The sequence below is a fragment of the Streptomyces sp. NPDC003393 genome, assembly GCF_053589015.1.
Window position 1 is genome coordinate 1 of the sequence record NZ_JBSFRB010000080.1, and the last position, 11,564, is coordinate 11,564.

At 70.2% G+C, this 11,564-nt stretch carries 11 protein-coding genes; 8 read left to right on the top strand and 3 right to left on the bottom strand.

Annotation, left to right across the window (positions count from 1 at the left end; genetic code table 11):
• The first annotated feature begins 80 nt into the window (after positions 1-80).
• The 5 genes from aroH (at position 81) to der (ending at position 4,903) form a co-directional block, all read left to right on the top strand.
• On the top strand, positions 81-443 hold the full coding sequence (aroH, locus tag ACWDUZ_RS37945) for a chorismate mutase (RefSeq protein WP_451636385.1): 363 nt from the start codon (positions 81-83) through the stop codon (positions 441-443).
• The gene (locus ACWDUZ_RS37950) at positions 440-1,525 is read left to right on the top strand and encodes a prephenate dehydrogenase (protein ID WP_451636386.1); all 1,086 of its coding nucleotides are present in this window, start codon (positions 440-442) and stop codon (positions 1,523-1,525) included. The genes aroH and ACWDUZ_RS37950 overlap by 4 nt, the downstream gene beginning before the upstream one ends.
• Before the next feature lie 459 nt (positions 1,526-1,984).
• The gene (gene cmk / locus ACWDUZ_RS37955; RefSeq protein WP_451636387.1) at positions 1,985-2,680 is read left to right on the top strand and encodes a (d)CMP kinase; all 696 of its coding nucleotides are present in this window, start codon (positions 1,985-1,987) and stop codon (positions 2,678-2,680) included.
• Positions 2,638-3,345, top strand: a complete 708-nt coding sequence (locus ACWDUZ_RS37960) for a lysophospholipid acyltransferase family protein (RefSeq protein ID WP_451636388.1) — start codon at positions 2,638-2,640, stop codon at positions 3,343-3,345. Before cmk ends, ACWDUZ_RS37960 begins: the two co-directional genes overlap by 43 nt.
• A gap of 73 nt (positions 3,346-3,418) precedes the next feature.
• Entirely contained in the window at positions 3,419-4,903 is a 1,485-nt protein-coding gene (gene der / locus ACWDUZ_RS37965) for a ribosome biogenesis GTPase Der (protein WP_451636389.1), read from the top strand.
• A gap of 96 nt (positions 4,904-4,999) precedes the next feature.
• Here der and ACWDUZ_RS37970 read toward each other — a convergent pair whose 3' ends face one another.
• Both ACWDUZ_RS37970 and ACWDUZ_RS37975 read right to left on the bottom strand, forming a co-directional pair.
• Entirely contained in the window at positions 5,000-5,374 is a 375-nt protein-coding gene (locus ACWDUZ_RS37970; RefSeq protein ID WP_451636390.1) for a hypothetical protein, read from the bottom strand.
• Positions 5,375-5,411: 37 nt separating this feature from the next.
• Complete coding sequence (locus ACWDUZ_RS37975; protein ID WP_451636391.1) at positions 5,412-6,380, bottom strand: hypothetical protein; 969 nt, start codon at positions 6,378-6,380, stop codon at positions 5,412-5,414.
• 542 nt (positions 6,381-6,922) lie between these two features.
• Here ACWDUZ_RS37975 and ACWDUZ_RS37980 point away from each other — a divergent pair.
• Positions 6,923-7,669: a transglycosylase family protein gene (locus ACWDUZ_RS37980; protein ID WP_451636392.1), complete on the top strand. Its 747-nt coding sequence runs from the start codon at positions 6,923-6,925 to the stop codon at positions 7,667-7,669.
• Between the two features lie 240 nt (positions 7,670-7,909).
• Here ACWDUZ_RS37980 and ACWDUZ_RS37985 read toward each other — a convergent pair whose 3' ends face one another.
• Positions 7,910-8,923, bottom strand: coding sequence for an AraC-like ligand-binding domain-containing protein (locus ACWDUZ_RS37985; RefSeq protein ID WP_451636393.1), 1,014 nt, complete (start codon positions 8,921-8,923; stop codon positions 7,910-7,912).
• 206 nt (positions 8,924-9,129) lie between these two features.
• On the opposite strand from ACWDUZ_RS37985, the gene ACWDUZ_RS37990 reads away from it, so the two are divergent.
• Together ACWDUZ_RS37990 and ACWDUZ_RS37995 are read left to right on the top strand one after the other, a co-directional pair.
• Positions 9,130-9,891 (top strand): alpha/beta hydrolase, encoded by a 762-nt coding sequence (locus ACWDUZ_RS37990; RefSeq protein ID WP_451636395.1) that lies wholly within the window; start codon positions 9,130-9,132, stop codon positions 9,889-9,891.
• Positions 9,892-10,281: 390 nt separating this feature from the next.
• Positions 10,282-11,538: an FAD-binding oxidoreductase gene (locus ACWDUZ_RS37995; RefSeq protein WP_451636394.1), complete on the top strand. Its 1,257-nt coding sequence runs from the start codon at positions 10,282-10,284 to the stop codon at positions 11,536-11,538.
• Positions 11,539-11,564 lie beyond the last annotated feature (26 nt).

Genomic DNA, 11,564 nt, shown 5'->3' on the forward strand with positions numbered 1-11,564 from the left:
GTCCGCCCCGCGGGGCGGACGGGAACGTGACGACACGACCTGGAGCGACACAGATCAGCACGTCAGCGAGGAGCAGCGCCGTGGCGGTACGAGCGGTCCGGGGGGCCGTCCAGTTGGAACGGGACGAGGCCGGCCACATGAGCGAGCAGGTCGAGGCCCTGCTCACCGCCGTCCTGGAGCGGAACGGCCTGACCGCCGACGACCTGATCAGCATCTGGTTCACCGCCACGCCCGACCTGCACAGCGACTTCCCGGCGGCCGCCGCCCGCAGGCTCGGCATCGTCGACGTACCGCTGATCTGCGCGCAGGAACTGGACATCGAGGGCGCGATGCCCCGTGTCGTCCGCCTCCTCGCGCACATCGAGTCCGACAAGCCGCGCACCGAGATCGCCCACGTCTACCTGGGCGCGGCTGCCGCCCTGCGCAAGGACATCGCCCAATGAGGACCGCACTTGTCATCGGAACCGGGCTCATCGGCACCTCGGCCGCCCTGGCCCTGGCCCAGCGCGGCGTGAGCGTGCACCTGGCCGACCAGGACCCGGGGCAGGCCCGTACGGCCGCGGCGCTGGGCGCCGGCACGGACGAGGCCCCGAAGGGCCCCGTCGACCTCGCGATCGTGGCCGCCCCGCCCGCGCGCGTGGCCGGGGTGCTGGCCGACGCCATGCGCCGCGAGGTGGCCCGCGGCTATGTGGACGTGGCCAGCGTCAAGGGCGGCCCGCGCCGTGAGCTGGAGTCGCTCGGCCTGGACCTGGACCGTTACATCGGCACCCACCCCATGGCGGGCCGCGAGAAGTCCGGGCCGCTGGCCGCGACCGGCGACCTCTTCGAGGGCCGCCCCTGGGTGCTCACCCCCACCCGGGACACCGACACCGAGGTGCTCAACCTCGCCCTGGAGCTGGTCTCGCTCTGCCGTGCGGTGCCGGTCGTCATGGACGCCGACGCCCACGACCGGGCCGTGGCCCTGGTCTCCCACATGCCCCACCTCGTCTCCAGCATGGTCGCCGCGCGCCTGGAGCACGCCGAGGAGGCGGCCGTACGGCTGTGCGGACAGGGCATCCGTGACGTGACCCGGATCGCCGCCTCCGATCCGCGGATGTGGATCGACATCCTGTCCGCCAACCCGGGGCCGGTCGCCGACCTCCTCTCCGACGTCGCCGCCGACCTGGACGAGGCGGTACGGGCCCTGCGCGCGCTGCAGTCCTCCGACGAGTCCAAGCGCCGCGAGGGCAGCGTGGGCATCGACGACCTGCTGCGACGGGGCAACGCGGGCCAGATCAGGGTCCCCGGCAAGCACGGGTCCGCGCCGCGGACGTACGAGGTCGTCGCCGTGCTCATCGACGACCAGCCCGGCCAGCTGGCCCGGATCTTCGCGGACGCGGGGATGGCCGGGGTCAACATCGAGGACGTCCGCATCGAGCATGCGACCGGGCAGCAGGCGGGTCTGGTCCAGCTGATGGTCGAGCCCAAGGCGGCCCCGGTCCTCACCACCGCCCTGCGTGAGCGGGGCTGGGCCATCCGCCAGTGACGGCCGGCCCCGTCGCACGGCCGGTGCACCGGGGCCTGGTGCGAACGTCCCGCCTGTCCCGCGGCGCCCGGCGCGCTCGCCGCGTTGTCGGGATCGCCCACGTACGCCCCGTACGAGGGCGACCCTCCGCCGTGCGGTCGCACGCACCGGACGCCGCGGGTCCCGCCCTGAGGGCGGACGACGGGACGTTCACAACAGGTCGTGGCCCGTCCACACCGGGCAACGGAGGCCTGGCCCGGACGCCCGCCCCTCTCGCCGGGCCCCGGACGCCGGGCCCACCGAGTGCGCGGGCCCGGCACCCGGACGGGGGTGTCCGCCTCCGGCACACGGCCTGCGACGGCGTCGGGACCTCACCCGTATGGAGGGCTCCGGGAAGCCAGTAACCTTGTGCGGGGCGCTGTGAGGATCCGGCGTCCCGCGCAACCGCCCACCACCCTTCACCCAGGAAGGTGCCCCGCTGTGGAAAACGGCGCCGCCCGGACCGCCCAGCCCGTGATTGTCGCCATCGACGGCCCCTCCGGCACGGGCAAGTCGAGCACGTCGAAGGCCGTCGCCGCGCAGCTCGGCCTGAGCTACCTGGACACCGGCGCCCAGTACCGGGCGATCACGTGGTGGATGGTGACCAACGGGATCGACATCGACGATCCCACCGCGATCGCCGCCGTGGCCGGCAAGGCGGAGATCGTCTCCGGCACCGACCCGGCCCACCCGACGATCACCGTCGACGGCGTGGACGTGGCCGGCCCGATCCGGACCCCGGAGGTCACCTCCAAGGTCAGCGCGGTCAGCGCGGTGCCGGAGGTGCGGGCCCGGATCACCGAGCTGCAGCGCTCCCTGGCCGCCTCGGCCGAGAAGGGGATCGTCGTGGAGGGCCGTGACATCGGCACCACCGTGCTGCCGGACGCCGATCTGAAGATCTTCCTCACCGCCTCCCCGGAGGCCCGGGCCGCCCGCCGCAGCGGCGAGCTCAAGGGCGCCGACCTGCACACCACCCGCGCGGCCCTGATCAAGCGGGACGCGGCCGACTCCAGCCGCAAGACCTCCCCGCTGGCCAAGGCCGACGACGCGGTCGAGGTGGACACCACCGAACTGACGCTGCCGCAGGTCATCGAGTGCGTCGTCACCCTCGTCGAGGAGAAGCGGGCCGCGAAGTGAGTCTTCCGTCCGAGCGCTCGGCGGGCCTGCCGTCCGAGCGCGGCGCCGACGTCGGCCGACGGATCGGTGTCGGGCTGATGTACGGGCTGTGGCGTCCGCGCGTGCTCGGCTCCTGGAGGGTGCCCGCGACCGGCCCGGCGATCCTCGCCGTCAACCACTCCCACAACATCGACGGCCCGATGGTCATGGGAGTGGCGCCGCGCCCGGTGCACTTCCTGATCAAGAAGGAGGCGTTCGTCGGCCCGCTCGGCTCCTTCCTGACCGGCATCGGCCAGCTCCAGGTGGACCGGCACACCACCGACCGGACGGCCATCACGCGCGCCCTCGGCGTCCTGGACCGGGGCGGCGCCCTCGGCATCTTCCCCGAGGGCACCCGCGGCGAGGGCGACTTCGCCTCCCTGCGTGCCGGGCTCGCCTACTTCGCGGTCCGCAGCGGGGCGCCCATCGTCCCGGTGGCCGTGCTGGGAAGTTCCGAGCGGCGCGGACGGTTGATACAGGGACTGCCTCCGCTGCGCTCCCGCGTCGACGTCGTCTTCGGCGACCCCTTCGAGGCGGGCGACAGGGGGGCACGGCGTACGCGCCGGGCGCTGGACGAGGCCACCGAGCGCATCCAGAAGCAGCTCACCGCCCACCTGGAAAACGCCAGGCGCCTGACCGGGCGCTGAGCGACACTCGAGTAGTGGATCACCACGGACGTGGCGCTCCACCGACCACCACGAACGACGAGGTACGGACTTCATGAACGACGACATCCAGCCCGAGGGCTCGGCCGAGCACGAGTACGACCACGGGGCGCTCGGCGACGCCGAGTACGCGGAGTTCATGGAGCTCGCCGCGGAAGAGGGCTTCGACGTCGAGGACGTCGAGGGCGCCATCGAGGCGGCCGGGCACGGCCCGCTGCCCGTCCTCGCCGTCGTCGGCCGTCCCAACGTCGGCAAGTCGACCCTGGTGAACCGCATCATCGGCCGCCGTGAGGCGGTCGTCGAGGACAAGCCGGGCGTCACCCGCGACCGGGTCACCTACGAGGCAGAGTGGGCGGGCCGCCGCTTCAAGGTCGTCGACACCGGCGGCTGGGAGCAGGACGTCCTCGGCATCGACGCCTCCGTGGCCGCCCAGGCCGAGTACGCCATCGAGGCCGCCGACGCGGTCGTCTTCGTCGTCGACGCCAAGGTCGGCGCCACCGACACCGACGAGGCCGTCGTACGGCTGCTGCGCAAGGCCGGCAAGCCGGTGGTGCTGTGCGCCAACAAGGTGGACGGCCCGAGCGGCGAGGCCGACGCCGCGTACCTGTGGTCGCTCGGCCTCGGCGAGCCGCACCCGGTCTCGGCGCTGCACGGCCGCGGCACCGGCGACATGCTGGACCGTGTCCTGGAGGCGTTGCCCGAGGCGCCGCGGGAGACGTTCGGCCAGGCCGGGGTCGGCGGCCCGCGCCGGGTGGCTCTCATCGGCCGCCCCAACGTGGGCAAGTCCTCGCTGCTGAACAGGGTGGCCGGCGAGGAGCGCGTCGTCGTCGACGAACTGGCCGGCACCACCCGCGACCCGGTCGACGAGCTGATCGAACTGGGCGGCGTGACCTGGAAGTTCGTCGACACCGCCGGCATCCGCAAGCGCGTCCACCTCCAGCAGGGCGCCGATTACTACGCCTCGCTGCGCACGGCCGCCGCCGTGGAGAAGGCCGAGGTCGCCGTCGTGCTGATCGACGCCTCCGAGTCCGTCTCGGTGCAGGACCAGCGGATCATCACCATGGCCGTCGAGGCCGGCCGCGCGCTCGTCGTCGCCTACAACAAGTGGGACACGCTCGACGAGGAGCGCCGCTTCTACCTGGAGCGGGAGATCGAGACCGATCTCGCGCAGATCTCCTGGGCCCCGCGTGTGAACGTCTCGGCGCGCACCGGACGGCACATGGAGAAGCTGGTCCCAGCCATCGAGACCGCCCTGGCCGGCTGGGAGACCCGAGTGCCGACCGGCCGCCTCAACGCCTTCCTGGGCGAACTGGTCGCGGCCCATCCGCACCCGATCCGGGGCGGCAAGCAGCCGCGCATCCTCTTCGGCACCCAGGCCGGAACCAAGCCGCCGCGGTTCGTGCTGTTCGCGTCCGGATTCATCGAGGCGGGCTACCGGCGGTTCATCGAGCGCCGGCTGCGCGAGGAGTTCGGCTTCGCCGGCACGCCGATCCACATCTCGGTGCGGGTGCGCGAGAAGCGCGGCTCGAAAAAGAAGTAGCCGCCGGTCCGGGGGGACCCGGCGGCGGTGGAGACGGCGGAAAGGGCGGCCCTGTCAGGGAGACCGCCCTTTCCGGTTCGTGGGGCCCGCCGGGACTCACAGACCGCGGCGCGGGGCGGGCGGCAGCGCCGCCGGGACGTGGTGCGTCCCGTTCTCCTGCCGCCCGATCGTGCCCACGCGCTGCCACTGCGCCTGCTGCTGGCCGGTGCCGTGCCGGGTGCCGTAGGCCCCGGCGCCGTAGGCGATGTACGCCTGGGAGCCCGTACTGTGCGGGAGGTTCCCGAACGCGACGAAGCCCAGATCCTCCTCGCCGCTGCGGTCACCCGGCAGCGCCCGGTAGGACTTGACGTACTCGGCGTAGAGCGTGTCGTAGATCGGCGTGGCCGATGGGCCGCCATGGGGGTCCTGGACCGGCCGCGCGGGACGGATCGTCGAATAGGACTGGCGGCGGGGAACGTCATATGCGTGCACGTATGTGCAAACGACCCCGGAGCGGAAGGGATGCGGCTCAGGTCCCGGCCAGCGGCAGCGTGGCCGCCACCAGCCGGCCCGCGGTCGCGGCCCGGTCCAGGGCCTGGCGCAGCAGGTCCTCCCGCGGCTGACGTCCGATGGCACCGACCGGCGCCGCGAACAGGAGCACCTGCTGGTGCTTGTTGGCGGCGGCCCGCCAGCCGTCGCTCACCTGGAGCGGCTGGTGCGCCTGCCACCAGGCCGTCGGCCGGCCGGCGCCACCGCCCGGCTGGAGGACGGCGTGCAGCTGGCCCATGGCCAGCAGCACCGACCAGCCGTGCAGCACCGGCGGTACGGACTCGAGGTCGGCCACCGGCCGGTAGCCCTGTTCCACGAGCAGCGTCAGGAAGTCGTCGCCGGGGCCGGTCGTCCCCGGGCGCACGATGGGCGCGGTCGGCTCGACGACCAGGGCGGGGTGCAACTCCCCGGCGATCAGGACGAGTCCGCTGGTGACGCCGAGCACCGCCTGCTCCGGCACCACCTTCCGGGGGCCGCCCTGCGGGAGCCCGGACTCCGGGATCCCGGCCTGCTGGATGCCCGCCTGCTGGATCGGGGCCTGCTGGATCCCGGCCTGCTGGATGCCCGCCTGCTGGGCCCCTGCCTGCTGGACCCCCGCCTGTTGGATGCCCACCTGCTGGGTTTCGTCCTGCTGCGGCGTGTGCTGCGCGGGTACCCCGCCGAAGGCGCCCGTGTCGGCGTTGATGGAGCGCACCGCGCCCCGCAGTTGTTCCTCGGTGACATGGACGACCTGCGAGGGCAGGCAGGTGGCGTGGGCGAAGGCGAGGACGGCGGTCTCGTCCCCGACGAACAGGACGGTGCTGGTCCGCTCCTGTTCGCTGTCGCCGGGGGTGCGGCAGGACGTGCAGTCGTAACTGCCCGGGGCGTTCTCTCCGGCGAGCAGCCGGTCGGCTTCTTCGTCGCCGATCTCGGCGCGTACGGCGTCGCTGACGTCGAGCATGCGCGGCACGGGTGGCTCCCTCGGGATGCGGTACGTGACGGGACCGGGTGGCTCCCGGCCCGGGAACCGGGAGGGCCCCCGGCTCATGAAGAAGACAACGGACGATCTGTGGCGGGAGTCACGCCCTCCGGAGAACGGAATCGAACCATCCTGCGCACACGGTCACGGTTGGTGCGGAATCGACCACTCACTGTCAACTCGTTGAATGTCAAGGGGTGTTGACGAGGTGAGGTGAGTCACAGGCCGAACGCGGCAGTGGTCGACAAATCAGGAAATCAGCGAATGAAGTGGGTGGCCAAAAAAAGTCGATACCTGCGGTAACTGGCAACTGGCCTGCCGGAACCGGCAATTGGTTGATCCGCGCCGCTCATGCTCCGTACATTCCTCGGCCGAGTGCACAGAGCACCACCCGGGCACGTCCGCCGACCGCACCTCCACAGCAGCACCCAGCACGACCCCGACCGGCGGACGGGGCGAGCGCGCCGACCGCGTCCATGCGTGCGAGGCGCGCCCCGCCCTGGGGGACCCCGGGTCCGTCGAGAGGGATGCCCATGTCCGAATGTGCCGATACCTACGCCGCTTCCCACGTCCCACCCGCCGACGGCAAGCGCGACGGCTCCCGCAGGGCCCGTGCGGCGGCGGTCCTCGCCGGGGCGGCCGTGCTCGCCCCGCTCGGTCTGCTGGCCGCGACCGGCGAGGCCCGGGCGTCGGACGGCGGGGTGTGGGACCGCATCGCGCAGTGCGAGAGCGGCGGCAACTGGCACATCAACACCGGCAACGGCTACTACGGCGGGCTCCAGTTCGCCGCCGGTACCTGGCGCGCCTACGGCGGCACGGCGTACGCGCCCACCGCCGACCGGGCCTCACGGGCCCAGCAGATCGCCGTGGCCACCCGGGTTCAGCAGGCCCAGGGCTGGGGCGCGTGGCCGGTCTGCTCGGCCCGCGCCGGGGCGTCCGGCGGCGCGCCGGACGCGGCTTCGGCCGGGAGCGGGTCGGCGCACACGGCGAACAAGACTCACAAGACCCGCCAGACCCCCCAGACCCACGAGTCCCGCTCGTCCCACGAGCCCGCCCACCGGTCCGCGCAGCACGGCGCGCGGAACGCGGCACCGGGGCCCGAGACGGGCCACGCCGACCGCGGTGCCTCGCGCGGGGCGTACACCGTGCGCGCGGGTGACACCCTGAGCGGTATCGCCGCCCGGCACGGCACCACCTGGCAGCGGCTCTACGCGCTCAACGCGTCCGTCGTCGGGGACGACCCCGACCTGATCCTGCCCGGGCAGCGCCTCGTGCTGTGAGCCGCCGGTCCGTCCCAGCCGACGGCCCCGTCCGGTCGACCGACCGGACGGGGCCGTTCGCTGTGAAATGCCTGTGTCCCCGCGGCCCTCGCCCACGGCCCCGAATGCGGCGGAAACGGCCTCCGGGATCCTTCCGGAGCGTGCCCGGGGAGACACCCCGCAGGCGTTGTCGCGGCCCTGTCCGCCGGCATTGTGTGTCTACTAATGCACTAACTTGACATACCCGGTGAAACCAGTGACTCATCTGCGGAAGAAGCGGCCGCGTAGAGTTTCCACCGGGGATTCACCGAAGGCCACACGGTGCAGATGGGCGAAGCGGCTCACGTTGCTGAAACCCCAGCGGTGGGCGATCGCCGTGACGGTGTCGCGCGAGGGGTCGGCAGCGCGAAGCTCCGCGTGAGCCCGCTCCAGTCGTATTGAGCGCAGATAGGCCATGGGCGACAGACCCACGTGCCGCTGGAAGTTCTCTTGGAGAGTGCGCGCACTCACATGGCACCGGCGGGCAAGCGTGTCGGTCGTCAGTGGTTCGGATGCCTCGGCGTGGATGATGTCCACCGCGGCGCGTACAGCCGCCGGACGGATGTGCCCTGCGGGCCGGTCGAGGGCCTGCCGGTAGGCGGGGCTGGCGACCATGAGGAAGCCGTTGACGATGCTCTCTGCGAATGGCATCGCTGTCATGGGCTCACGCAACACGCTTTGGGGATCGTCGAGTTGTTCGACGAGCAGTCTCACTAGGCGCGTCCAGCTACGGCCACCGCCTGTGCGCAGATCGATGCTCGGCGCAAGAGCCAACGTCGAAGGGACGTCGTCGCGCAGTACGTCGGCAAGCGTCCCCGTGACGACGCCGCGATCGATCTTCACGCTTACGTTCCGGCTGCCCGCCGCCCAGCGGGTGATGACGGTGTCGCCCTGCGGCCCGAACACCGCGGCGATCTCGGGGTCCGCGGTCACGCACACGTCGCCGTTCCGGGATTCCAGCTTTCCCGACAGCGGCAGATTGACGTGGAACGCCGTCCCGAGCTCGCCGAAATCCAGACGAACGTCGGCACCGTAGGTGACGTCACTGACAGTGATTGGGCCGATCTGCATGATCTGATAATCGACCTCAGGGCGCTGCTCGGCGGTCAACTGCTGAACGGTGTGGGAGTAGAACGCGGGTGCGCAGCGCTCGGAGACGCTCTCCAGGGAGTCGAGGTGCACTTGTGGCCCCAACTTGATGACGAAGCGGCTCGCTGCCACGTGGTTAACGGTCACCTGTCAATGATGCCCCCTGACGTGCACCGATGGACCCATTGTCTCACTTATCGCACTATGTGCGCCGCGTCTGCGGGTCGGTCGCCGCGATTCGCGCTGGCTGTCCGTACCGCCGCGCTCGACGGCTGGTCCACATCACTCGCCACGTGTTTTCCTCAGATGCAAGGGCTTGCTCATCGCCGAACACATCAGGAATACAGAATTTGATGCACATCGTTTCAGAACAGCCCGTGCTCGTTCTAGTGCACGGGGCATACCAGCGCCCGTCGGTATGGGACGAATCCCGCACGGTATTCACCGGACTCGGTTACGAGACGCGGGCTCCCGCACTGCCCAGTTCCGGAAGTAGTCCCACCGCGTCGATGTATGACGACGCAGCTGTCATCCGCGAGGAGGTAGAGAAAGTCGGCGGGCCGGTGGTCGTGGTCGCGCACTCCTACAGCGGAATCCCCGTCACGGAAGCGCTGACCGGCGCGGCCGACGTCTCGCGTCTCATCTTTGTGGCCGCTCACATGCTTGACAAAGGCCAGTCGATGTACAGTCGGATGAACGTGGAGCCACCGGAGGATACCACCGGCACCTACCCCACACCCTCCCGGGAGGAGCTCTTTCACGACGTGCCGGACGAGGTCGCAGCCAAGGCGACCGCCGAGCTCGTGCAGCAGGCGCTGCTGCCCTTCACCAATGAGGTGACACGCGCCGCGTGGCAGGCCATCCCTTCCACGTACGTCATCTGTGAGGACGATCGGTGCTTTCCCGTACCGGTGCAGGAGTCAATGGCACTCCAGGCGACCGAGATCCGCAGATGGCCTGGCGGACACTGTCCGTACCTGGCTGATCCGAAGAACTTCGCTCTTCTCATCGACGACATTGTCCGTGGGGCCGCGGAGAACGGTGAGCCTGCGGTCAGGACCAGCACGAATCACAGCAAGGTTCCAGACGCTGGGTCTCAATCTGTCATTCGTTAGAAACCGTATCTCAGCCGATCTTGGAGCGGGTGGTTCGAACAGAGTTCCTGGTCGGGTGATCTTCCGGCGGTGTGCGCTTGAAAGCAGGGCCTCCTGGTAGCTCGGGGGTGCGACCCCGTTCCGAGTGGTTCCCGGAGGCCTTGTTGTCGTTGTTGTACGTGCCCGAGCCCGCTGGCTTCAACTCGCCGTTTGTCATGAAAAATTTAAGGGAAGCCGCGGAAGCTGCAGCGAGTGAACAATTTCGTCGGATCCCTCGTCCTTCCACGCTGAGAAAGGTCACGCAACCGCAGCCATGTCCTTGCCGGACGGAGCGGCGGCTACGCACCACCGCAGGGATACGACCCAGGACGACCAAGAAAGACCCCAGGAATACACATGACTCTACGCAGGGTGACAGGCCCCACTTCGCTGGGCCGAGCTGAGATCGCCGACCTCTACGAGGGCGTCGACGGCCCGGTACTGCTTCCTGGTGACGAGGGCTACTCGGCCGAGTGTGCGACCTTCAACCTGTTGACCCCGGTGCGGCCGGCAGTTGCCGTCGGCGCCAGCAGCGTCGCCGACGTTCAAGCCGCGGTTCGGTTCGCCGCCGGGCGTCGGCTGCCGCTCGCGGTTCTGGCCACCGGACATCAGGTGGCCTGTCCAGCGGACGGTGCTGTTCTGATCAACATGTCGCGGATGAGAGGGGTGCGTATAGACACCCATCGGCAATTGGCTCGTGTTGAAGGCGGTGCACGGGGTGGCGACCTGGTCGAGGCCGCGGGCCAATATGGACTGGCTCCGATCAGCGGTGCCGCCCCCGGCGTCGGTGTCGTCGGGTTCACGCTCGGCGGCGGCCACAGTCCCGTTCTGGGTCGTATGTACGGGTACGCGGCCGACCACGTCCAGGCCGTCGAGCTCGTCACAGCCGACGGGGAACTACGCCGGGTAACCGCCACCGACAAGCCAGACCTGTTTTGGGCAGTGCGTGGCGGCAAAGGCAATTACGGGGTCGTCACCGCCCTGGAGACCAGACTCTTCTCAGCCTCCCATTTCTACGGCGGCGGTCTCTTCTTCCCCGGCGAGTATGCAGAAACGATTCTGTACACCTGGCGAGAGTGGGTAACCGGACTTCCTAGGCAGATGACGTCCTCCCTCGCTTTTCTGCGTCGGCCCGGGCAACCCTTCACGGTCCACCTCCGGTTCTCCTCGCTGGGGTCCGGACAGGAAGCCGAGCGAATACTGACCCCAATGCGTCGGCTGGCCCCGATCATCCAGGACTCGATAACTGACCAACCCTACGGCGGTGCCGCTACGCTACACCTGGACCCGACCCACCCCGTGCCAATGACCGAGGGAGCCACGGCCCTGCACGACTTCCCTCGCGAGGCTAGCGACGTCCTGCTCGCCGCTGTCGGACCAGGCTCGGACACTCACCTGGGCTTCGTTGAACTGCGGTCCTTTGGCGGAACACTTGAACAGCCACCTGCTGTACCCAACGCGGTGCCCGGGCGGACCGTGCGCTGGGCCGCCATTGCTGCCGGCACTGGCGCCCCCGACCTGACCCCTGTCTTCCGTAAGGAGCTGACGGCGCTGTCCGAGGCGCTAACCTCGCGCTTTCATGAAGAGGGTTGTCCGGCAGGTGGTCAGGAAAGCAGAAAGTGCCTCTGACCAGCAAGAATGAGGATTGTCTAGGT

Coding starts and splice junctions, on each gene's coding strand:
- ACWDUZ_RS37950 (WP_451636386.1), top strand. CDS start 440: ATGAGGACCGCACTTGTCATCGGAACCGGGCTCATCGGCACCTCGGCC.
- der (WP_451636389.1), top strand. CDS start 3,419: ATGAACGACGACATCCAGCCCGAGGGCTCGGCCGAGCACGAGTACGAC.
- ACWDUZ_RS37980 (WP_451636392.1), top strand. CDS start 6,923: ATGTCCGAATGTGCCGATACCTACGCCGCTTCCCACGTCCCACCCGCC.
- ACWDUZ_RS37990 (WP_451636395.1), top strand. CDS start 9,130: ATGCACATCGTTTCAGAACAGCCCGTGCTCGTTCTAGTGCACGGGGCA.